This window comes from Kitasatospora sp. McL0602 (assembly GCF_052076145.1).
Taxonomy (GTDB): Bacteria; Actinomycetota; Actinomycetes; order Streptomycetales; family Streptomycetaceae; genus Kitasatospora.
Window position 1 is genome coordinate 5,496,520 of sequence record NZ_CP197246.1, and the last position, 21,784, is coordinate 5,518,303.

15 protein-coding genes and 1 pseudogene are annotated in these 21,784 nt (G+C 72.4%); 6 read left to right on the forward strand and 10 right to left on the reverse strand.

Annotated elements, in window-relative coordinates:
- The first annotated feature begins 88 nt into the window (after window positions 1–88).
- Window positions 89–3,160 carry a tetratricopeptide repeat protein gene (locus ACR68M_RS25030; protein ID WP_441246358.1) on the forward strand — a complete coding sequence of 1,024 codons (3,072 nt, stop codon included), beginning with the start codon at window positions 89–91 and terminating at the stop codon, window positions 3,158–3,160.
- Here ACR68M_RS25030 and ACR68M_RS25035 read toward each other — a convergent pair.
- The 10 genes and pseudogenes from ACR68M_RS25035 to ACR68M_RS25080 all read right to left on the reverse strand — a co-directional run bounded on the left by ACR68M_RS25035 (window position 3,079) and on the right by ACR68M_RS25080 (window position 15,812).
- The gene (locus ACR68M_RS25035; protein WP_441246359.1) at window positions 3,079–3,795 is read right to left on the reverse strand and encodes a Fic family protein; all 717 of its coding nucleotides are present in this window, start codon (window positions 3,793–3,795) and stop codon (window positions 3,079–3,081) included. The genes ACR68M_RS25030 and ACR68M_RS25035 overlap by 82 nt on opposite strands.
- A 726-nt stretch (window positions 3,796–4,521) precedes the next feature.
- A pseudogene (locus ACR68M_RS25040) lies at window positions 4,522–5,436 on the reverse strand (ADP-ribosylglycohydrolase family protein); the annotation flags it as partial.
- A gap of 80 nt (window positions 5,437–5,516) precedes the next feature.
- A complete protein-coding gene (locus tag ACR68M_RS25045) occupies window positions 5,517–6,722 on the reverse strand; it encodes a hypothetical protein (RefSeq protein WP_441246360.1) in 1,206 nt (401 codons plus the stop codon).
- Window positions 6,723–6,783: 61 nt separating this feature from the next.
- Complete coding sequence (locus ACR68M_RS25050; RefSeq protein ID WP_441246361.1) at window positions 6,784–8,283, reverse strand: MFS transporter; 1,500 nt, start codon at window positions 8,281–8,283, stop codon at window positions 6,784–6,786.
- A complete protein-coding gene (locus tag ACR68M_RS25055; protein ID WP_441246362.1) occupies window positions 8,280–10,097 on the reverse strand; it encodes an IucA/IucC family protein in 1,818 nt (605 codons plus the stop codon). The genes ACR68M_RS25050 and ACR68M_RS25055 overlap by 4 nt, the downstream gene beginning before the upstream one ends.
- Entirely contained in the window at window positions 10,094–10,663 is a 570-nt protein-coding gene (locus ACR68M_RS25060; protein WP_441246363.1) for a GNAT family N-acetyltransferase, read from the reverse strand. The genes ACR68M_RS25055 and ACR68M_RS25060 overlap by 4 nt, the downstream gene beginning before the upstream one ends.
- A gap of 11 nt (window positions 10,664–10,674) precedes the next feature.
- Window positions 10,675–11,967, reverse strand: a complete 1,293-nt coding sequence (locus tag ACR68M_RS25065) for a lysine N(6)-hydroxylase/L-ornithine N(5)-oxygenase family protein (protein ID WP_441246364.1) — start codon at window positions 11,965–11,967, stop codon at window positions 10,675–10,677.
- An 83-nt stretch (window positions 11,968–12,050) separates the two neighbouring features.
- A complete protein-coding gene (locus tag ACR68M_RS25070) occupies window positions 12,051–13,613 on the reverse strand; it encodes a pyridoxal phosphate-dependent decarboxylase family protein (protein ID WP_441246365.1) in 1,563 nt (520 codons plus the stop codon).
- A 137-nt stretch (window positions 13,614–13,750) separates the two neighbouring features.
- Window positions 13,751–14,755, reverse strand: a complete 1,005-nt coding sequence (locus ACR68M_RS25075; RefSeq protein ID WP_441246366.1) for a siderophore-interacting protein — start codon at window positions 14,753–14,755, stop codon at window positions 13,751–13,753.
- A 7-nt stretch (window positions 14,756–14,762) separates the two neighbouring features.
- Entirely contained in the window at window positions 14,763–15,812 is a 1,050-nt protein-coding gene (locus ACR68M_RS25080) for an ABC transporter substrate-binding protein (RefSeq protein WP_441246367.1), read from the reverse strand.
- 209 nt (window positions 15,813–16,021) lie between these two features.
- On the opposite strand from ACR68M_RS25080, the gene ACR68M_RS25085 reads away from it, so the two are divergent.
- From ACR68M_RS25085 to ACR68M_RS25105, 5 genes are all read left to right on the forward strand, one after another.
- Window positions 16,022–17,092: a FecCD family ABC transporter permease gene (locus ACR68M_RS25085; RefSeq protein WP_441246368.1), complete on the forward strand. Its 1,071-nt coding sequence runs from the start codon at window positions 16,022–16,024 to the stop codon at window positions 17,090–17,092.
- On the forward strand, window positions 17,089–18,120 hold the full coding sequence (locus tag ACR68M_RS25090; RefSeq protein ID WP_441246369.1) for a FecCD family ABC transporter permease: 1,032 nt from the start codon (window positions 17,089–17,091) through the stop codon (window positions 18,118–18,120). Before ACR68M_RS25085 ends, ACR68M_RS25090 begins: the two co-directional genes overlap by 4 nt.
- A gap of 86 nt (window positions 18,121–18,206) precedes the next feature.
- The gene (locus tag ACR68M_RS25095; RefSeq protein WP_441246370.1) at window positions 18,207–19,052 is read left to right on the forward strand and encodes an ABC transporter ATP-binding protein; all 846 of its coding nucleotides are present in this window, start codon (window positions 18,207–18,209) and stop codon (window positions 19,050–19,052) included.
- Window positions 19,053–19,054: 2 nt separating this feature from the next.
- Window positions 19,055–21,106: a penicillin acylase family protein gene (locus ACR68M_RS25100; protein ID WP_441246371.1), complete on the forward strand. Its 2,052-nt coding sequence runs from the start codon at window positions 19,055–19,057 to the stop codon at window positions 21,104–21,106.
- Entirely contained in the window at window positions 21,103–21,714 is a 612-nt protein-coding gene (locus ACR68M_RS25105) for a GNAT family N-acetyltransferase (protein WP_441246372.1), read from the forward strand. The genes ACR68M_RS25100 and ACR68M_RS25105 overlap by 4 nt, the downstream gene beginning before the upstream one ends.
- Window positions 21,715–21,784 lie beyond the last annotated feature (70 nt).

The following is a 21,784-nucleotide window of genomic DNA, read 5'->3' on the forward strand; positions in this document are numbered from 1 at the left end:
GCCTCGACCTTGCGGTAACCTCCGCGGAGACCTTGCGGTCGGCCGTCGGATGGTCACCCGGCCGGATCCTGGTCGGATCCTGGTCGCGATGCTGCTCGATCAGCGTGGCTTCGAGTGTGTTCGTGGCGTGGGGGAGGACACCGGCGTGGAGTTCCAGTTGCTGGGCGCGGTGCAGGTCCGGACCGAAGGAACTCCTGTCGATCTTGGCTGGGCGAAGCAGCGCTGCCTGCTGGCGATCCTGCTGATGCGCCGGGGCCGGGCGGTGTCCGTCGAGGACCTGATCGACCGCCTGTGGGGCGACCAGCCGCCGCTACGCGGCCGGGACCAGCTCTACACCTACGTCAGCCGGCTGCGGGAGGTCCTGCGGGCCGATGACTCGGTGGAGCTCACCCGCTGCCCGGCCGGTTACGCGCTACGGGTCGATCCGACGCTGGTGGACGTGCACCGATTCCGCACCCTGACCGAGCGGGCGCGGGCCGCCTCCGGCCCGGCCGAACGCGCCGAACTGCTGCGGGAGGCGCTGGGCCAGTTCAGCGGCGAGCCGTTGGCCGGAGTGCCCGGTGACTGGGCGGAGCGCACCCGTACGGCGCTGAACGGGCAGCGCCTCGGTGCGTTGACCGACCGGATCGAGGCCGATCTGGCCCTGGGCGCGCATCACGCCGTCCTGGACGAGCTGGCGGCCCTGCAGCCCGGCGATGAGCGGCTGGTCGGGCAGTGGATCCTGGCGCTGTACCGTTCCGGCCGGTTGGCCGAGGCGCTGGTCGTCTATGAGCAGACCCGCCGCCGGTTGGCCGAGGATCTCGGCGCCGACCCCGGGCAGGCGCTCCAGGAGCTGCACCAGCAGATTCTGCGCAACGATCCGCAGTTGGACCTGACGGCGCCGCCGCAGGGGGTACGCAGGCCCACGGGCCGCAGCTTTCTGCCCTATGACGTGCCGGACTTCACCGGCCGTGCGAGTGAGCTGGACCGGCTTCTCGGTGCGATCGGCGGCAACGCCGGATCGGTGGTGATCTCGGCCATCGACGGGATGGCCGGGGTGGGCAAGACCGCGCTCGCCGTGCACGCGGCTCACCGGCTGGCGGACCGCTACCCCGACGGGCAGCTGTTCGTGGACCTGCACGGCTTCACCCCCGGGCGGGATCCGGTCACCCCGGCCGGTGCTCTTGACGGGTTGCTGCGTGCCTTGGGCGTGCCGCCTGGGCAGATCCCCGAGGACCTGGGTCAGCGCGCAGGTCTGTGGCGCGCGGAGTTGGCCGGCCGGCGCGCGTTGGTCCTGCTGGACAACGCCGCCGACGCGGCCCAGGTTCGCCCGCTGCTGCCAGGCAGCTCGGGCTGCCTGGCTCTCGTCACCAGCCGGCGAAGGCTGTCCACACTGGACGGAGCCATGTCGGTCTCGTTGGACGTGCTGGGGCTCGCGGAGGCAGCCGCCCTGTTCACCCGCGTGGTCGGGGCTGAACGCTGCGAGGCCGTGCCGCAGGTCGTGGCCGAGGTGGTGGCTCTGTGCGGACATCTGCCGCTGGCGATCCGGATCGCCGCGGCCCGCCTGGTCCACCGCCCCACCTGGGCCGCCGCACACCTGGCCGACCGGCTCCGCGAGGAAGCCCACCGCCTGACCGAACTGACCACCGACGACCAGAGTGTGGCTGCCGCGTTCAACCTCTCCTACCACGGTCTCATCCCGGCCCAGCAGCGACTGTTCCGGCTCTTGGGACTGAACCCGGGAAACGATGCGGACCCGTATGCCGCCGCCGCCCTCGCAGGTCTGACGCTTCGTCAGGCTGATGACATCCTGGAAGAGTTGGTCGACCACCACCTGCTCGAACAGTCGACTCCGGGCCGCTATGCCTTCCATGACCTCATCCGCAGACATGCCAAGGCCACCGTCCTGGCGGAGGAGTCCGAGGAGGAGCAGCATACGGCGCTGACCCGGCTGTTCGACCACTACCTGCACACCGCGTCCGTGGCGACTGCGCTCCTCCACCCGGCCGAACAGGCCCGCCACTCCCGTGCCCCTGCACCCACGACCCCACGGGTCGACCTCGCCGGCGTCGCGGACGCGCAGGCCTGGCTGGGCGCCGAGCACGCCAATCTCCTGGCCTGCGCAGAGCACGCCGCCGCCGGCTCCTGGCCGGCCTACGTCACCGGCCTGTCAACCGTGCTGTGGGGTCACCTCGACACTCAGGCCCGCTTCGGCGACGCGGAGAAGCTGCACCAGCTGGCGGTGCTTGCCGCCCAGCGGTTGTCCGCCCACGCTGCCCCCGCCGCCCACGCCCATGCCCTGGTCAACCTGGGCATCGTCTTTCTGCGGACCGCGCGTTACCAACAGGGCGTCACCTGCCAGCAGGAAGCCCTGGCCCTGATCCGCGAACTCCCGGACCGCCCCTACGAAGGCGACGCGCTCGGCAACCTCGGGATCGGGTACTGGTGCAGCGGCGCCTATACAGAGGCAGCTGACCACTACGAGAAGGCGCTGGCCGTCTTCCGCCGGATCGGCGATCGCACGGGGGAGAGCCGCGTACTGAGCAATCTCGGGTTCGTCCACGAGCGAACCGGCCACTACGAACAGGCCGCCGATCTCCATCGGCAGGCGCTCGCCATCTTCCGTGAGCTCAGTGACCATGTCGGCGAAGGTGGCACGCTCCACGGGCTCGGCATCATCTACCGGCGGACGGGCCAGTACGAGCAAGCCGCGGACCACCACCGGCGGGCCCTGGCCATCTTCCGCGAGACGGGCCATCTCCTCGGCGAAGGAGAGGCGTTGCACGGCCTCGGCGTCGTCCACTGCAGGACGGGAAGCCATGAGCGCGCCATCGACCATCACCATCAGGCCCTGGCCGTCTTCCGCAGGATCGGGTACCGCCTGGGCGAAGTTGAAGCCACCAACGGCTTGGGTGAGTCGCACCGCTCCGCCGGCCGTCCACAACGCGCCGTCGAACGCCACCAGGCTGCCCTCACCCTCGCCACCGGGCTCGGCGACACGAACGAAGAGGCCCGCGCACACCGCGGCCTGGCAGACGCTTACCACGACCTCGACCGGACGGACGACGCCCGCCGGCACCGGCAGCACGCCCTGAAGCTCTACACGGAACTCGGCGCACCCGAGGCCCAGGAGGTAGTGACCTGGGCGTGCTCGTCGCGGGTCACCGCCCGTACGCCCTGACCGTGGACGCGGCGTCGGTGGGATGCGTTGATCAGCGCCGTCACCAGGTCGGCCAGGGCCAGGGCGCCGTCGGGGTCGTCGGCGGGGCGTTGGACGCATCGGATCGGGCCGACCTGGTCGAAGACCACGCCGGAGCGGGCCAGGACGAAGACCAGCGCGAGGAAGGCCGAGCGTGCGTTGCCGTCCTCGAACGGGTGGAAGAAGCAGACGTCGAGGTAGGCGCGCGCGGCTCGGGCGGGCAGCGGCAGGCCGGGGTCCTCGCTCTGTGCGAGGCAGGCGTCGAAGCGTCGGGGCGTGTGTGCGTCGAGTCCGTAGCGCTCCCGGCCCGCCTTCGCGAAGGCAGGGCCCGCGCGGAACGGGGCGTCCGGGGTGCCGAGCACCAGGCGCTGCCAGCCACTGAGCAGGGCGAAGCTCAGCGGCTGCCCGGCGGCGGCATCGACGCGGACCTGGCCCAGGGCCGCGAGCAGCCGCTGCGCCCGTGCCGGGTCGCGGGCGTGCTCGACGGTCCGGATGTGGTGGTCGGCCCCGTCACGCAGGACGTGCGGCGGTCCGCTGCCCGGCAGGTCGGGGGTGCGGGCCTGCTGCCAGGGCACGGCCTGCCGTACCGTGCACCAGGTCTGCAGGTGGTCAGGCATCCGGAGCGTCCCCGTCGGTGTCCGGCAGGGACGCGGCGAGGCGCTCGGCGACCTCCTCGACGACGGTACGGGCAGGCTCGACCCAGCTGTTGAACCGTCCGCCGATGGCCTCCTCGACCAGCCGGGGACATCGTTGGCCGGGCCGAGCCCGGCGACCACCTCGCGAGCCGAACCGGCGTCGAAGGGATGCAGGCGTGGGTCGACCTCGTCCCAGTAGAGCAGCTGAGGTGCCAGTTCGTAGACCACCACGGGAGCGTGCCACACCCTCCACCCGACCCTCCAGCGGATTGAGCGGCCGTGCCCCGGTCAGCCGCCGAACCGCAGCTGCTTGTAGCGGTCCCAGTGTTCCTGGGTGGCGCCGGCGCCGAACTTGTTGCGCAGCAGCACCTCCAGCATGGCGATCTCCGCCTCGTCGCTCCCGCGCCGGTAGCGGTCGGCGTCGGACTCCACCCAGGCCTGGACGGGGTGCCAGCCGTCGGCGGTGCGTCGTACGGTGACCTCGAAGATGCACAGGCCGGTCCAACTGCGGTGCAGGAACAGCCGGTCGCCGTCCAGGTAGGCGTTCCACTTCTCTTCCATGCTGGTGGCGCGCACGCCGTGCCGGACCCGCTGCCACTGCCCAGCAGTCCAGGTGAGCTCGGGGACGCCGATCGGCTCCGGGCGCTGCAGGGGCTGCGCCTGGCGCAGGTCCTCGCGGCGGAGGTCGGAGCCGAGCAGGTCGGCGTCCGCCCACTGCGGGAGCGGCTCGACGGCGCCCCGCCAGGCGGCGGGGATGCCGTCGGTGCCGACACGGGCGGCGACGATGCCGCCGACGATCGCGCACGTGGTGTCCACGTCCCCGCCCGCCGAGGCGGTGGCCCACAATGCGCCCTCGTAGTCGTCCAGATGCCGGGCCGCGCACCACAGCGCGAAGGGCACGGTGTCCATCGCGCTCACCTGACTCCCGTTGCCCAGCCGGTGGGCGGCCAGCTCCACGTGCGGCTGGTCGAGCAGCTCAAATGCCTCGGCCACCCCGTCACGGACCTTCCCGGGCGGCGTCAACTCCAGCACCGGAGCGAGGAATTCCTGTGCAGTCGGGTGCTGACCCCGGCTGCGAGCGGCGCAGGCGGCGGCGAGGGCTGTCGCGACGGCTCCGGCCACGGCCTCGGGGTGGGTGTGCGTCACCTCGGCCGAGCGCGCGGCTTGCCACGCCGCCTCCTCCAGGTCCACGGCGAACCACGCCCCCAACGGGGCGACGCGCATGGCTGCGCCGTTTCCCCAGGAGCCCTGCCCCTCGAAGAGTCCGGCGGCGAGCTCGCGCCACGATCCGCCCTGGCGCACCAGCCGCAGCAACCGGTTCATGGCCGGGCCGTAGCCGCGGTCGAAGTCGTGGCGCCGAGCGAAGGAATCGGCCAGCTCCCACTGGTCCACCGTGCCACGGTCGCGCAGGGCGGTGAACACCGAGCAGGCCATCTCGCTGTCGTCGGTCCACGGCCAGGGCGTGGGCGGCAGCCGGTGCTCGCGCAGGGCGGGCAGGTTGTCGGGGACGAAGAACTGGGCGCCGAAGGCATCGCCGACGGCCAGGCCGCGCAGTGCGTCACGCGCGGCGGCGCGGTGGTCGAGAGGGACAGACCCGGTGCTGGTTGCGGAGTGGTTGGTCATCACCAGGCATCCTGCCAATCAGGCCACCCGGGGGCCAGCGGATTCCCCGGCAGTTCGCTGCGGGAGATCGCGCGCGATCCTCACCCGAGGCGGGTGATGGTGGCGAACGCCGGGGTCAGGGCGATGGCTGCAGGTGTCCGTTCGATGTAGCTGCGCAGGGTGTCGTGGATCCCGGCCGGGAGCTGACCGGCGGCGAGTCCGGCGCAGAGGGTGAGCAGTGCGGGGGCCAACTTCCGCAGGGGCTCTGCGAGGCTCTCGAAGGCCTTGTCGCCCGACCCCGCCAGGCTGCGGGCTGCGTCGACCGCCGCGAACGCCGCTTCGAGCCGGTGGCGGGCCTCCGGCCCGGTCGTGTCGGTGCTGAGGAAGTGGATCAGTGCGGGCAGGAAGGGGAGGACGTTGGGGTGCCGCGCCCAGAAGGGCGGCAGTACGCCCGGCGGCAGCGGCCCCAGCGGGCGTGGCTCGCTGTTGCCCACGCGGCACCAGTCCAGATAGGCGAGCCCGTGTTCGAACTGGGGTGGCGTGCGGTGCCACTGCCAGACGAGCACGGGGCCCAGCCCCTCCACCGGGAGGCCGGTGGTGCGGAACTCGTCGGGCGGCCGGACGGTGAACTCGGGGGCGTCGTCGGGGCGGAAGGTCAGGCTCAACTGCCAAGTGCAGCAGGTGCGACGGCTCTCCGCCGTGATGATCAGCTTCAGTGACTCGTCCGGCGCCAGGCGGACGTGCGTGCGGTCGAGGTAGGGGCGGGCGCCGATCGGCTGCCTGGACTGCTCGTCGACCTCCCACAGCTCGGGCTCGGCCTGGTCGAGGTCGAAGAGCAGCTCGGGCACCGGCTGGCTCCCCGCGGTCTGCTTCCCGATCAGTGCACCTGTCGTCGGGGCAGTGCGGCGAAGCACCACGGCGCTGATGCCGCGCAGGGTGAGGTGGGAGTCCGAGCGGTTGGTCAGGGTGACGAAGAGAACGGTGGAGTCGAAGTCGACGCCGCCGTGGCTCCGGGCCCACCCCGCGATGTCCTCACCGCCGACGAGAACGCCCGGCCCCCGGACCGGCGGGTCCGCGAGCGCGTCGAGCGAGGGCAGGACGACGTACCGCCCGACCGGATCACGCCGCTCGACCAGGACTTCCACCGTCTCCGGGCCCGGCGCCCGGGGTGTCCTCGGCCGGCCGTGGAAGTGGATGTCGCCGTGCATCCGGCCGAGTTGGACGAGCGGTCCGTTGACCGTGCTGTGCGACACCGAGCTGCTCGTGCCGCCCGCCGCCGTGGCGCCCTGATTCGCATCCTGGGACATGAGCGCCACTGTGCCACCGTAGATATGACGTTGTCTCAGTTTCTGGCGAGCACAATCCAGCTCAGGCCCGCCGGTCGGCCCGCCGCAACAGCAGGGCCGCCATCCAGCCACCGGCCAGCACCGCTGCCGCGCCCGCCAGTTGGGCGCATTCGCCAGCTTGGGCGAAGGCCGCCACGGCGGCGTCGCGGTCTGCCGCTGTGCGGGTGGCGGACAGTGCCTCCGGCAGTGAGGTGGCCCCGGCCAGGGGGGCCGGGAGCAGGGCGGCGAAGCGGGCGTTCAGTACGGCGCCCAGGACGGCGACGCCGAGGCTGGAGCCGACCTCGGCCATCGCGCCGTCGATCCCGGCTCCCGCTCCGGCCTTGTCCTGCGGGATGGAGCTGAGCACCGCCTCCACGATGGCCGGGTTGGCGAGGGCGCAGCCCGCGCCCATCAGGAGCAGCCCGGCCAGCAGGGGGCCGTAGCCGCCGTGGGTGCAGACGGCGACCACGCCGAAGCCTCCGGCGAGCAGGGTCATGCCGATCGCGATGGAGCGGGGGCGGCCGAGCCGGGTGAGCAGTCGGGCGGCCAGGCCGGTGAAGTTGAGCAGCACCACGGTGAGGGCGAAGGGGGCCATCCGCAGCCCGGCCTCCAACGCGCTGTAGCCACGGACGAACTGGAGCTGCTGGGTGAGCAGGAAGAGCACCCCGGCGCTGCCGAAGGTGATCAGCAGTACGCCGGTGACCGCGCCGACGAACCGCCGGTCACGGAAGAACGCCACGTCCAGCATCGGGTGGCGGGCCCGGCGCTCCCAGTGGGCGAATCCGGCCAGTACGGCGAGGCCGAGCGCGGCGGGCAGCAGGACCTGCGCCGAGGCCCAGCCATGCGCGGGGCCTGCGGTGATCGCGTACACGGTGGCGGCCATGCCCACGGTGGAGAACAGTGCGCCGAGCAGGTCGGGCCGCCCCTCGCCGGGCGCCCGGGATTCGGGGACCAGGACGCGGACGGTGACCAGCCCGGCCAGGACCACCGGCAGGTTGACCAGGAAGAGTGCGCCCCACCAGAAGTGCGCCAGCAGCAGACCGCCGACAGGTGGCCCGGCAGCGAAGCCGAGAGCGCTGACGGCGGCCCAGATGCCGATCGCCCGGGAGCGCTCCTCGGCCTCGAAGACCTGCATCACCACGGCCAGCGTGGTGGTGAGCAGCAGCGCGCCGCCCACGCCCATCCCGGCCCGAGCGGCGATCAACTGGCCGGTGGAGTGCGCCAGTCCGGCCGCCAGTGAGCCGAGGCCGAAGACCGCCAGCCCGGCCAGCAGCAGCCTTCTGCGTCCGTACCGGTCGGCGGCGGCACCGGCTGCCAGCAGCAGCCCGGCCTGGACGAGGGAGTAGGCGTTGACCATCCACTGGACGTCGGCGGTGTCCGCGTCCAAGTCCCGGCTGAGCGACGGGATCGCGACGTTGAGCACGGTGTTGTCGAGCACCACGGCGAGCTGGGCCAGGCAGACCACTGCGAGGATCAGCCACCGGGTGGGGAGCGGGCCCGGCCCGGCCCCCAGCCGTCGGCGCTCGGCGGTGTCGACCGTCACGTGCAGACCTGCGCGTGCGAGGCGTACGGCGCGATCGGGTTGGCCAGCTCGCCGACCAGCTGCAGGGCCGCCGCCGGGTCGGCGAGGTCGACCATCTGTCGGTTGTCGCGCAGCTGCAGCCGGTTCAGGCAGGAGAGCGGGAACTGCGCGGCGAACGGGTCGAACCGCTCGAACTTCTCGGCCAGCTGCGGTACCCGGTCGCGGTAGTCGGCGACGCACTCGGCGACGGTGCGCCAGAAGTCCTCCTCCGGGAGTGCTCCGGCCTCGTCCAGGGTGGCGGCCAGGTAGCGGAAGAAGCAGTCGAAGACATCGGTGAAGATCGACAGCAGCTTCATGTGGTCCGGGATGTCGGCCCGGACCCGCTGGACCTCCGGCGGCAGCACCGCGTGCGGGTCCATCACCACGATCTCCTCGGCGATGTCCTTGAAGATCGCCCGCCGGACGGTGCCGGTCGCGTCCAGCACCAGGATGACGTTCTCGCCGTGCGGCATGAACGCCAGATCGTAGGCGTAGAAACTGTGCAGCAGCGGGGTGAGGTAGGCGTCCAGGTAGCGGCGCAGCCAGACCGCCGGGGCCAGGCCGGACTGCTCGATCAGGGCCGCCGCCAGCGAGTCGCCCGCGCGGTCGGTGTGCAGCAGCGACGCCATGGTGGCCAGCCGCTCCCCGGGGGCGAGCGAGGGGACGGGGCTCTCCCGCCAGAGGGCGGCCAGCATCTTGCGGTAGGGGGAGTACCGGTCGGTCGCGGCCTCGTACTGGCGGTGGCGGTAGCCGATCGCCGCGTGCTCGCGGATGATGGTCAGGCCGGTGCCGCGCAGCAGCGCGTCCCCGGCGATCAGCCGGGCCAGCCAGTCGTTGATGGCCGGGGTGGCCTCCATGTACGCGGCCGAAAGTCCGCGCATGAAGCCCATGTTGAGCACCGAGATGGCGGTCTTGACGTAGTGCTTGGACGGGTCGCTGGTGTTGAAGAACGTCCGGATCGACTGCTGGGCCAGGTAGGCGTCGTCCCCCTCGCCGAGCAGGACAAGGCGCTGCTGGGCGAGTTCGCCGGCGAAGGTGACCGAGAGCTTGTTGGACCACTGCCAGGGGTGCACCGGGAAGAGGTGGTAGTCGGCCGGGTCCAGGCCGAGCCCGGTCAGCACTGCGGCGAAGCGCGCCTGCTCGGCGGCGCTCAACTCCTGGTCGATCAGACCCTGGTAGTCGATGTCGGTGCAGGAGCTGAAGGTGGAGTGGGTGCGTCGGGCGGCCAGCCAGACCAGGCGCAGCGGGTGGGCCGCCTCGGGGGCGTAGCGGTGGTACTCGTCGCCGCCGAAGCCGATCCGGCCGTTGTTGGCGACGAAGCCCGGGTGGCCCTCGGTCATGCCGGTCTCGACGGCCTGGAAGTCGGCCCCGGCCAGCTCGGCCGCCGTGAGTCCGGGCTTGTCGATCTTGTACGCGCTGCCGGCCAGGGTCGAGCTGATCTCCTCCAGGTAGACCGGCAGGACCTGCTCGGACAGACCCAGGGTCTCGCGCATCTCGATGCAGAAGTCGACGGCGTCCAATGGGAGTTGCTCGTCGCCGCGCAGGCGGGTGATCGAGTCGGCCGCGATCTGCCAGTGGTCGAGCGAGAGCAGCCGGGCGGTGAAGCGGTACTCGACCGTGCCGTCGTCGCTGCGCACCGCGTAGTGGTCACCGGCGGGCGGGGATGCCAGCAACTCCGGTGTCAGCAGCCGCTCGTGGGCGAACTCGGCGAGTGCCTTGCGGACCAGCAGCCGGTTGGCGGTGGCCCAGGTGTCCGGGCGCAGGTGGGCGACGAAACTGTCGACGGCGGGGGTCACGCGTTCACTCCTCGGACGGCGTCGGCGAACTGCTCGCGGGTGCAGAAGCTGAGCAGCGCCTCCTTCTCGGGCTTGCTGATCGGGCCGGCCGGTTCGAAGCCGACGGCCGCGTTCAGGGCGTGCACGGCGGTGTTGCGCAGATCGGGCTCGACCACCACCCGGCGAGCGGCCGGGTCGTCGAGGACGAACGCCATCACGGTGGTGATCACGGCCCGGGTGAACCCGTGCACCGGGGTGTCGGCGGGTGCACAAAGGAAGTGCATGCCGACGTCGCCGGGCTGCGCTTCGTACAGGCCGACCAGCTCCACGTGCGCCGGGTCGTAGCGTTCCACCAGGAAGGCCGGGCGGCCCTCCCAGAGGCCCACGAAGGCCTCGTGGTGCGGGTGTTCGAGGATCGCCCGGTACGCGGCGGACACCTCGGCCACCGACTGTCCCTGCATCAGCCAGAACGGAGCCTTGGGGTGGGTGACCCAGCCGTGCAGCAGCTCGGCGTCGGCCGCCGGGTCGAGCGGGCGGACGGCGAACTCGCCGAGCCGCTGGTCGGTACGGGAGAACAGGATGCTCATACGGTGCTCATTCATGCGACGAGGCCCTCGGGGGCGCCGAACTCCTGGAAGGCGATGGTCTTCTCGATCGGGTAGACCTCCCGGCCGGTCAGCTCCCGGACGATCCAGGAGTTGCGGTAGGGCCCCATGCCGAGGTCGGGGGAGGTGATGCTGTGGGTGTGGGTGCCACCGTTCTGCAGGAAGATCCCGCGCCCGGTGGTGTCGATGCTGTAGTTGCGGGCCACGTCGAAGCGGCCCTGGCCGTCCCTGCGGATCCGGTCGAGGACCGGGGTGAGGAAACCCGGCGTCCGGTACTTGTATCCGGTGGCGAGCACCAGGCCCGCCGTGCTGAGGCCGAAGTCCTGCTGCTGCTCGGTGTGGTGCAGGCCGAGCGTGTAGTGGCCGGTGCTCTCGTCCCAGGAGGCGCTGTGCAGGGCGGTGTTGGTGAAGAGGCGGGTGGGCACGGGCCCCTTGACGCTCTTCTGGTACAGCAGGTCGTAGATGCTGTTGATCAGGTCGGCGTCGATGCCCTTGAAGAGGCTCTTCTGCTCGGCCTCCAGCCGGTAGCGGGTCTCCTCGGGCAGCGAGTGGAAGTAGTCCACGTACTCCGGGGAGGTCATCTCCAGGGTGAGCTTGGTGTATTCGAGTGGGAAGAACCGGGGCGAGCGGGTGACCCAGTTCAGCCGGTAGCCGTGCACGTCGGTCTCGGCCAGCAGGTCGTAGTAGATCTCGGCCGCGCTCTGGCCGCTGCCGACCACGGTGATGCTCTCCTTGGCCTGCAGCGCGGCCTTGTTCGCCAGATAGGCGGAGTTGTGCACCAGATCGCCGCCCAGCTCCTGGCAGGCCTCGGGCAGGTGCGGCGGGGTGCCGGTGCCGAGCACCAGATGCCGGGCCCGGTGCCGGACCGTCCCGCCCTCGGTGGTGGCGGTGACGGTGTAGAGGCCGTCCGCCTCGTCGTACTCGACCAGCGAGACCTGCTGGCCGAAGCGGATGTTGTCCAACTTGCCCGCCGCCCAGCGGCAGTACTCGTTGTACTCGCTGCGCACCGGGTAGAACATCTCGCGGATGTAGAACGGGTACAGGCGGCCGGACTCCTTCAGGTAGCTGAGGAAGGAGAAGGGCGAGGTCGGGTCCGCCAGGGTGACCAGATCGGCCATGAACGGCGTCTGCAGGGTGGCGAAGTCCAGCAGCATCCCGGGGTGCCAGTCGAACTCGGGCCTGCTCTCCAGGAACAGGCCGTCGAGCTCCTCGATCGGTGCGGTCAGGCAGGCGAGGCCGAGGTTGTACGGGCCGAGCCCGATCGCGATGAAGTCGTGGGTGGACATGCGTGTCTCCCGTGGCAGGGGTGGGGCAGTGGACGATGGGGGCTCAACCGGGCTCAACCGGGCTCAGCCGGACTCAACCGGGTTCAGGCTGCGGTCAGTTCGCGCAGGCGGTGTTCCGCGTGGCCGGCCAGCAGGTCGAGGACGTGGGTGATGTCGTCGAGCGTGGTCTCGGGGTTGAGCAGCGTGAACTTGAGGTGGTGACGGCCGTCGACCTTGGTGCCGGCCACCACGGCCTCGCCGGAGGCGGCGAGCGCCTCGCGGGCGTACAGGTTGGCCTGGTCGGTGAGTTCGCGGCCGGGGCCGGCGGGCGGGAGGTAGCGGAAGACCACGGTGGACAGCTGCGACCGGGTGACCACCTCGAACCTCGGGTCGGCGGTGAGCAGGTCGTATGCGGCGGCGGCCCGGTCGACCACCTCGTCGAAGAGCTCGCCGACGGCGTCCGCGCCCATGATGCGCAGGGTCAGCCAGAGCTTGAGGGCGTCGAACCGGCGGGTGGTCTGGATCGACTTGTCGACCTGGTTGGGGATGCGCTGCTCGGCCATCCGGGCCGGGTTGAGGTAGTCCGCGTAGTACGTGGCGTGCCGCAGCAGAAGGCTGTCGCTGACGATCAGCGCGCTGGAACTGACCGGCTGGAAGAAGGACTTGTGGTAGTCGACGGTGACCGAATGGGCTCGCTCGATGCCCTCCAGCAGCTGTCGGCGGGTCGGTGATACCAGCAGCCCGCAGCCGTACGCGGCGTCCACGTGGAGCCAGACGCCGGCCTGCTCGCAGAGGTCGGCGACGGCGGGCAGCGGATCGATGGTGCCGAAGTCGGTGGTGCCGGCGGTGGCGACCACGGCCATCACCACCAGGCCCTCGCGGCGGCAGAGCTCCAACACGGCGGCAAGGGCGGCGGGTTGCATCCGGCGATCGCTGCCGGTCGGCACGGTGATCACCGCGTCCGGGTCGAGACCGAGCATCTTGGCCGACTTCTGCACGCTGAAGTGCCCGGCCTCGGAGGCGAGGATGCGCAGCCTGGAGAGGAGCTCGCGGCGGGTCGGCGGCTCGTCGGCCCCGAGTGCGGCCCCGGCCCCGAGCCCGAGTGCGGCATTGGCGCAGGCCTCCTCCCGGGCGAGCAGCAGGGCTTGGAAGTTGGACTGGCTGCCGCCGCTGGTGAAGATGCCGTCGGCGTCCACCCCGAAGCCGATCCGCCCCGCCGTCCAGTCGATCAGGCGGCGCTCGATCAGGGTGCCACCGGCGCTCTGGTCCCAGGTGTCCAGCGAGGAGTTGACGGCGCTGAGCACCGCCTCGCCGAGCAGTGCGGGTATCACGACAGGGCAGTTGAGGTGCGCCAGGTAGCGGGGGTGGTGGAAGTAGACGGCGTCCCGCAGGTAGACGTCCTCCAGCTCGTCCAGCGCGGCGGCGGGGTCGTTCAGCGGGCGGTCGAGGTCGATGCCGGAGATCTCGGGCGCCAGCTGCTGCGGGGACACCCCGCTGAACGGGCGGTCGGCACGGGCGATCCGGTCGGCCACCCGGTCGACACCGGCGGCCAGTGAGCTGCGGTAGCCGGCCAGGGTGCGGTTGTTGAAGAGGTGCCTTCTCGCGCCCGCCACCGTGGTCGTGGCGCCGGTCGGCGTGGCCGCTGTGGTCGGTCCCTGGAAGCTCATGGTTCGGTCCTCGGCAGTCGCGGGAGAGGGAGGAGGACGGAGACGTCCCCTCGAGAACTTAGGTAAGCCTATCCTAAGTTCTGACATGCATGAAGGCCCGCCCCCGATCAGGGACGGGCCTTCGTCAGATGTCCGGCCTACTCGGCGTCAGCTGCCGCCAGTGCCTCCGAGCGGAGCTGCTCCTCGGAGGCGCCGCGACGCCAGTAGCCCGAGAACTCGACGCTCCTGCGGTCGAATCCACGCTCCCTGACGAGGTGTCGGCGCAGCGCCTTGACTGCGCCGGACTCGCCCGCGATCCAGGCGTAGGGCACTCCCTCCGGCAGCTCGGCGGCCCGGACGGCATCGGTCAGCGCACCATCGGCTGACGCACCGCCAGTCAGGGCACCGTCGGCGCCACGTATCAGCCAGGTGATCTCCACCTCGCCCGCGCTCGCCAGGTCCTGGATGTCCTGTGCGTGCGGGACTTCGATCCAGGCCTTCGCCGAGCTGCCCGCCGGCAGCCAGTCCAGGATGCCGCCGAGGGCGGGGAGGGCCGTCTCGTCGGCCGCGAGCAGGACCCAGTCGGTGCCGGGCGGCGGGCGGAAGCCCACGCTGCGGTTGTCCGCCACGGCGGGGCCGAGCAGGACGACCTGGTCGCCGGGCGCGGCCTGCGCGGCCCAGCGGGAGGCCGGTCCGGCGGCCCCGGCGGGGTCGTCCGGGCCGGTGCCGTGGAGCGCGAAGTCGACGTCCAACTCGACGAGTTCGGAGCAGCGGGCGCGGTTGTCCTGCTGGGCGTGCCGGGTGCGCTGGGCGCGGACGGTGTACGAGCGCAGCACCGCCTGCTGCTCGGGCGGCAGGGCCCGCCACTGCTGGTACCAGCCGTCACCGGTCCGGTCCGGCAGCAGCGGGGCAGCCTGGCCCGGCTGCGGGAGGAACAGCGAGAAGCTCTGGTCCCGCCCGCCGGAGGCGAAGCGCGCCAACTGCTCACCGCCGAAGGTGATCCGGGTGAGGGTCGGGCCGAGCCGCTCGGCCCGCAGGACGCGGGCGTCGAAGAAGCGGAACTGCCCGGCGACGGTCTCGGGGTCGCCGGCGGCATCTGGTGCGGTGGCACCTACTGCGGCAGCATCTGTTACGGCGGCATCCACTGCGGTGTTGTCGGTCATCGGGCGGTCAACTCACCTTCTTGGCGGACCGGATGGCCTTGGCGAGCTGCTCCAGCAGCGGCGCGGCCCCGGCGTAGGAGAAGCGCGGCACCGAGCTCCACGGCGTGATCTGGTTGGCCTTCACCGCGGGGAGCTGGGCCCAGGCGGGCTTGCCGGTCAGGTCCTTGGGCTGGAGGGCGGTGCTGCGGTTGTCCAGCAGGAGCAGGTCCGCCTTGTACTTGCCGGCGGTCTCCCAGCTCAGGCCCTCGTAGTAGCCGCCCGCGTCCAGCTTGTCCGGGACGATCAGGTCGACGCCGAGCTGGGCGAAGTACATCAGGTCGGTGCTGATCTGCGGGTTGGACGCGTAGAACAGGTCCGCGCTGCCGGAGCAGGCGAGCACCTTGATGCTGCCGGACGCCTTGGCGGCCTGCCGCACGCTCTCGGCGGCGGCCTCGAAACGCGCCTTGGCCTCGGTGACCTTCTTGGCGCCCAGGTCGGCGCCGAGCGACTCGGCCAGCTTGGCGTAGTGCTCGATCGGCTGGGTCATCGGCACCCGGGCCACGGTGACGGCCGCGACGGTCGGGTTGAGCTTGAAGATCTTGTCCTTGCTCTCGTCCGGCACGTACCAGAAGGCGCCCGGGTCGTACATGTGAGTCACCAGCAGGTCCGGCTGGAGCGCCGCGTACTTCTCGATGTTGAATTCGCCCCAGGCGTTGCCGAGGATCTCGACCTTGCTGACGTCCAGGTCGCCGGCCTGCGGGTCGGCCTTGCCGTCGGAGGTCTTCGTCTCGCCGAAGACGCCGACGATCTGCCGGTCCACACCGAAGTCGACCAGCGCGGCGGCGGTGCCGGTGAAGGCGACGATGCGCTCGGGTGTGGCGGGGGCGGTGAGCGCCTTCGGCTGGTCGTCGGTGAACGTCCAGGGGCCGGTCTTCGCCGTGCCGCCGGGGGCGGGCTTCGCCGAGTCGCTCTTCGAACCGCTGCTGCCGCAGGCGGTCAGCAGGGCGCCGAGGGCGGTGGCACCACCGGCGGCGAGCAGGCCGCGACGGGAGAGCTGGCTGGCGGTTCTGAAGTGCATGACGGGGTCTCTCTCGCGATGACGGGCCTGACGGGAAGCGCGAAGAACAGCGCACGTGACAGGGGTGTGTGACGGGGTGCGGAACAGGGCGCGGAGCTTGGAGCAGGAGCGGCGACCCTCGGTCGAACATAGGTTAACCTAACCTAAGTTCCTGTCCAGGGGGGAAGTCAGATGCCCCCCGGACTTCGCTGCGAACCCGGAGCCGAGCCGTGTCTGTCTCTACGTCACCGCAGGTCAGAGGTGGTGTCAGCGGCGCGGGGTCGGAGCCGGCCCCCGCTCGCCCACCGGCCGCGCGCACCGCGTTGCGGGCCGGTGGCCTCGTGGCCGCCCTCCTGGTCCTGGTCGCGGTGCTCGCCCTGAGCATCGGTGTCGGCGCCAAGGCGCTGACGCTCGGCCAGGTCTGGCACGGCCTGGTCGACCAGACCTCGCCGGACTACACCGTCGTCCACCGGATGCGGCTGCCGCGCACCCTGCTCGGCCTGCTGGTCGGCGCCGCCCTCGGCCTGGCGGGGGGCGTGATGCAGGCGGTGACCCGGAACCCGCTCGCCGACCCGGGCCTGCTCGGCATCAATGCGGGCGCCTCGGCCGCCGTCGTCACCGCCGCGTCCCTGCTGGGGGTGGCGACCTTCGACGGCTACGTCTGGTTCGCGCTGGGCGGCACGGCGGTCGTCTCCGTGCTGGTCTACGCCGTCGGCGGCGGGCGCGGAGCCACCCCGGCGCGGCTGGCACTGGCCGGCTCCGCGCTCAACGCGACGCTCTACTCGTACGTCAGCGCGGTCATGCTGCTGGACACCAAGTCGCTGGAGCGGATGCGGTTCTGGACGGTCGGCTCGCTCGCCGACGCGCGGCCCGAGACGGTGGTCAAGGTGCTGCCCTTCATCGGCGTCGGCCTGCTGCTCGCGCTGCTGCTGGCCCGGCCGCTGAACGCCCTCGCGCTCGGCGACGACGCCGCCCGCGCCCTCGGCAGCCGCCCCGAACTGGTGCGCGGAGCCGCCATCCTGGCCGTCACCCTGCTCTGCGGCGCCGCCACCGCGGCCTGCGGGCCGATCGTCTTCGTCGGCCTGATGGTGCCGCACCTGGTGCGCGCGCTGACCGGCCCGGACCTGCGCTGGCTCTTCCCCTACTGCGCGGTGCTCGCCCCGGTGCTGCTGCTCGGCGCCGACGTACTCGGCCGGGTGCTGGCCAGGCCGGGCGAGCTGCTGGTCGGCGTGATCACGGCGGTGCTCGGCGGGCCGTTCTTCCTCTACTTCGCCCGACGCGGAAAGGTGGCCCGAGCGTGAGCACAAGCACGATCCGCAGCGGGGCCTGGTCGCTGACCTACCGGCCGCGCGCCCTGGCCGTCGGAGCCGGCTGCGCGCTGCTGGCCCTGCTGGTGGCGGTGCTCACCCTCGGCAGCGGCGACTACCCGCTCAGCCCGGCCGAGGTGCTGCGCACGCTGACCGGCGGCGGCACCCCCGCGCAGGACTTCGTCGTCAACCAGCTGCGGCTGCCCCGGGTGGTGACCGCCCTGCTGGTCGGCGCCGCACTGGCCCTCGCCGGGGCACTCTTCCAGTCGCTGGTGCGCAACCCGCTGGGCAGCCCGGACGTACTCGGCTTCACCCAGGGCGCGGCGGTCGGGGCCCTGCTGGTGGTGGTGGCCGGTGGCAGCAGCCTGGCGCTGGCGGGCGGGGCGGTGGCCGGGGGCGTGCTCACCGGTACTGCGGTCTGCGCGCTCGCCTGGCGGCACGGCCTGCACAGCGGACGGCTGGTGCTGGTCGGCATCGGCACGGCCGCGATCCTCACCGGCGTCAACGGCTACCTGCTGACCCGTACGCAGCTGATGGACGCTGCCCGCGCGGTGCTCTGGCTGACGGGCAGTCTGGACGGGCGCGGCTGGCGGGACGCCGTGCCGCTGATGGTCGCGCTGGGCGTGCTCGGCCCGCTGGTGCTGCTCGGCTGCGGCCGGGCGCTGCGGATGCTGGAGCTCGGCGACGACACCGCCGCAGCACTGGGCATACGGGTCGAGCCGCTGCGGCTCTCCCTGCTGGCCGCCGCCGTGCTGCTGGCCTCGCTGGCGGCGGCCGCCGCCGGGCCGGTCTCCTTCGTGGCGCTGACCGCGCCGCAGCTGGCCCGACGGCTGACCAGGGCCCCCGGCCCGAACCTGTTCCCCTCGATGCTGACCGGCGCCGCGCTGCTGGTCAGCGCCGACTGGGCGGCCCAACGGCTGGTCAGCGGCCACCAGTTGCCGGTCGGCGTGGTGACCGGCGTGCTCGGCGGCGGCTACCTGCTCTGGCTGCTGGCCACCGAGCGCCGGGCCGGACGGATATGACCGCGCACCCGGTGAAGCACCCGGTGAACCACCCGGCGAAGCACCCGGCGAAGCACGTGCTGAAGCACCCGAACGGAGAGACAGGCATGACCGGCATCACCCAGGACGGACCCCGGCTGGTCGGCAGCGAGCTCACCCTCGCCTACGAGAAACGGACCATCGCCCAGCAGCTCACCGTGGCGATCCCGGACCGCTCGTTCACGGTGATCGTCGGTCCGAACGCCTGCGGCAAGTCGACCCTGCTGCGCGCCCTCTCCCGCACCCTGAAGCCGGTCGCCGGTCGGGTGCTGCTGGACGGCCAGGACATCGCCGCCCTGCCCGCCCGCCGGGTCGCCCGCACCATGGGCCTGCTGCCGCAGTCCTCGATCGCCCCCGACGGGATCACCGTCAGCGAGCTGGTGGCGCGCGGCCGTTACCCGCACCAGGGTCTGCTGCGTCAGTGGTCGGAGCAGGACGAGCGGGTCGTCCGGGAGTCCATGGCGGCCACCGGGGTCGGCGACCTCGCCGACCGGATGGTCGACGAGCTCTCCGGCGGCCAGCGTCAGCGGGTCTGGATCGCGATGGCACTGGCCCAGGGGACGCCGCTGCTGCTGCTGGACGAGCCGACCACCTACCTGGACATCGCCCACCAGGTCGAGGTGCTCGACCTCTGTGCCCGGCTGCACCAGGAGGAGGGCCGCACGCTGGTCGCCGTGCTGCACGACCTCAATCAGGCCGCCCGCTACGCCACCCACCTGGTCGCGATGCGCGACGGCCGGGTGGTCGCCGAGGGCGCCCCGGCGGAGATCGTCACCGCCGAACTGGTGCAGGAGGTGTTCCGGCTGCCCTGCCGGGTCATCGACGACCCGGAGACCGGTACGCCGTTGGTCGTGCCCGCAGCCCCGCGCCGCCCGGCGGCCGCCCCCGCCACCAGCACTGTCGAGGTGAACTGACCGTGGCCGTCGAGGTCTTCCGTGACGGCTGGGGCATCCCGCACCTGCGGGCCGCCGACCCGCTCGAACTCGCCTACGCCCAGGGCCGCAACGCCGCCACCGACCGCGCCTGGCAGCTGGAGGTCGAACGCCACCGGGCCCAGGGCAGCTCGGCCGCCTTCCTGGGGTCGGACAGCCTGGAGTGGGACTGCTTCGCCCGGCAGGCCCGGCTGGCCGACACCGCCCGGCGCTGCTTCGCCCGGCTCGACCCGGACACCGCCCGGTGGGTCCGCCGCTACGTCGCCGGAGTCAACGACGGACTGCGGCAAGGCGCGGACGGGGCACCGGAGTTCGCGGCCACCGGGTTGGCTCCCGGCCGGTGGGAGGAGTGGACACCGCTGGCCCTCTGGCTCTCCCACCACATCCTCTTCGCGGGATTCCCCGGCAAGCTGTGGCGGGAGAGGGTCGCCGAGCTGCTCGGCGAGCAGGCCGTCCACCTCTTCGCCACCGACGGCCCCGCCGCCTCCGGCAGCAACGGCTGGCTGGTCGCCCCCGAGCACACCGCGACTGGCGCCGCCCTGATCGCCGGAGACCCGCACCGCTTCATCGAGGCCCCGGGGATCTACCAGCAGATCCGGCTGGCCTGCCCCGAGTTCGACGTGATCGGGCTGGCCGTGCCCGGCGTCCCGGGCCTCGGCCACTTCGGGCACGCCGGTGGCGTGGCCTGGGCGATCACCAACGCCATGGCCGACTACCAGGACCTCTACCGCGAGCGGCTGCGCCGCACCCCGGCCGGGGTCGAGGCGCTCGGTCCGGACGGCTGGCGCCCGGCCGCCGCACACACCGAGACCGTCGAGGTGGCGGGCGGCGAACCGGTCACCGTCGAGGTGGTCGAGACCGAGCGCGGCCCGGTGGTGATCGGCGGACCGGACGGGCCGGACGACGCCCTCAGCCTGCGCTACCCGCCCCGGGTGCGTGAGGAGTTGGGCTTCGACGCGCTGCCCGCACTGCTCCGCGCCCGCACGGTGGCCGACGTCGACCGGGCCTTCGACCGCTGGGCCGAGCCCGTCAACGTGGTGCAGGCCGCCGACACCGCCGGCGGGCTGCTGCACCGCGTCGCCGGAGCCGTCCCGCTGCGCCACCCGGAGAACCTGGCCCGGCCGGTCCCGGCCTGGGAGCCGGAGTACGCGTGGCAGGGCTGGCACGCCCCGCTGCCCCGGGCCGAGGTGGGCGGCTGGGCGGTGATGGCGAACCAGCGTGCGCTGGCCGCGCCGTTGGGTATCGAGTTCGCCGCCCCGCACCGGGCCGAGCGGATCGCCGAACTGCTGGCCGGCTCCACCAGCTGGACGGGCCAGGAGTTGACCGCCGTCCACCTGGACACCCACCTGGCCTCCGCAGGCCCCCTGCTCGACCTGCTCGCCGGTCTGACCGGCCTGAGCCCCGCCGCCGACCGGCTGCGCACCGAACTGCTCGGCTGGGACCGGAGGATGGCGGCCGAATCGGTGCAGGCCGCCCGCTTCGCCGCGCTCCGCTCGGCCGTGGTGCGCCGCTTCGCCGCCGTGCCGGAGCTGGCCGCCCTGGCCGGACCCAGCGGCCGCCCCCCGCTCTTCGCCCCCTGGCTCTCGCTGACCGCGCGGATCGGCTACGCGCTGGAGCACCTGCTCGTCACCGACCTGCTGCCGGGTGTCGACCCGACGGCGCTGGTCCGGGCAGCAGTCGAGGCGCTGGCCGCCGCCGAGCCCTCGGCGCAGACCTGGGGCGAGCGGCACCGGCTGGCCCCCTGGCTGGCGCTGCCCGCCGAGGAGCCCGAGCCCTGGCCCGCGCTGGCGGGCGACCACGACTGCGTCCTCTCGACCTCCAGTGTGCCGGGGGTCACCGACCTCTGCGGCCGCGCCTCGGCGGCCCGCTACGTCTGGGATCTGGCCCGGCGCGAGGACAGCGGCTGGGTGGTGCCGCTCGGCGCCGACGGCCGCCCCGGCCACCCGCACCGGCGCGACCAACTACCGCTCTGGTCACGCGGCGAACTCGTCCCCGTGGTCACCGACTGGAACAAGCTCAGCAAGGAGTCCGCATGACGACCGACCTGCCCGTCACCGCCACCACCACTGCCGCCGCCCTGTTCAGCACCACCGTCCCCGGCTTCGGCACGGTACGGATCCGCGCGCTGGACCCGGCGGGTGACGCCGAGCTGCTGCACGGCTGGGTGAACGAGCAGCGGGCCTGCTTCTGGGGCATGATCGGCCACACCCGCGAGCAGATCGCGGACGTCTACGCCTTCGTCGACTCGCTGACCACCCATCACGCCTACCTGATGCTCCGTGACGGCCGCCCGGCCGCGCTCTTCCAGACGTACCAGCCCGAGCACGACCCGCTCGGCGAGCACTACCCGGTGCGGGAGGGCGATCTCGGCATCCACCTGCTGATCGGCCCGGCCGGCGGCGCCCCGCGAGCCGGCCACACCGAGGTGTTGGTCGGCGCCTTCCTGGGCTTCCTGCTGGCCGACCCGGCGGTGCGCCGGATCGTCGCCGAGCCGGACATCCGCAACGAGAGGTCGATCGCGCGGCTGCTGCGCACCGGCTTCGAGCTAGGGCCGGAGATCGAACTGCCGGAGAAGCGGGCCCGGCTGGTCTTCCTGGCCCGGGAGACCGCCGAGCGGGCCCATCGGGCGATCGGTGCCTGCTGACCAGGTTTCCGGCTGGGTAGCAGCAGCCCCGGGACAGCAGCAGCCCCGGCCGTCGGGGGGAAGGCCGGGG

Bases quoted from the DNA above. Each gene is read 5' to 3' on its own strand.
- ACR68M_RS25080 (WP_441246367.1), bottom strand. From the start codon at position 15,812: ATGCACTTCAGAACCGCCAGCCAGCTCTCCCGTCGCGGCCTGCTCGCC.
- ACR68M_RS25070 (WP_441246365.1), bottom strand. From the start codon at position 13,613: ATGAGCTTCCAGGGACCGACCACAGCGGCCACGCCGACCGGCGCCACG.
- ACR68M_RS25065 (WP_441246364.1), bottom strand. From the start codon at position 11,967: ATGTCCACCCACGACTTCATCGCGATCGGGCTCGGCCCGTACAACCTC.
- ACR68M_RS25075 (WP_441246366.1), bottom strand. From the start codon at position 14,755: ATGACCGACAACACCGCAGTGGATGCCGCCGTAACAGATGCTGCCGCA.
- ACR68M_RS25095 (WP_441246370.1), top strand. From the start codon at position 18,207: ATGACCGGCATCACCCAGGACGGACCCCGGCTGGTCGGCAGCGAGCTC.
- ACR68M_RS25060 (WP_441246363.1), bottom strand. From the start codon at position 10,663: ATGAGCATCCTGTTCTCCCGTACCGACCAGCGGCTCGGCGAGTTCGCC.
- ACR68M_RS25035 (WP_441246359.1), bottom strand. From the start codon at position 3,795: ATGCCTGACCACCTGCAGACCTGGTGCACGGTACGGCAGGCCGTGCCC.
- ACR68M_RS25045 (WP_441246360.1), bottom strand. From the start codon at position 6,722: ATGTCCCAGGATGCGAATCAGGGCGCCACGGCGGCGGGCGGCACGAGC.
- ACR68M_RS25030 (WP_441246358.1), top strand. From the start codon at position 89: ATGCTGCTCGATCAGCGTGGCTTCGAGTGTGTTCGTGGCGTGGGGGAG.
- ACR68M_RS25105 (WP_441246372.1), top strand. From the start codon at position 21,103: ATGACGACCGACCTGCCCGTCACCGCCACCACCACTGCCGCCGCCCTG.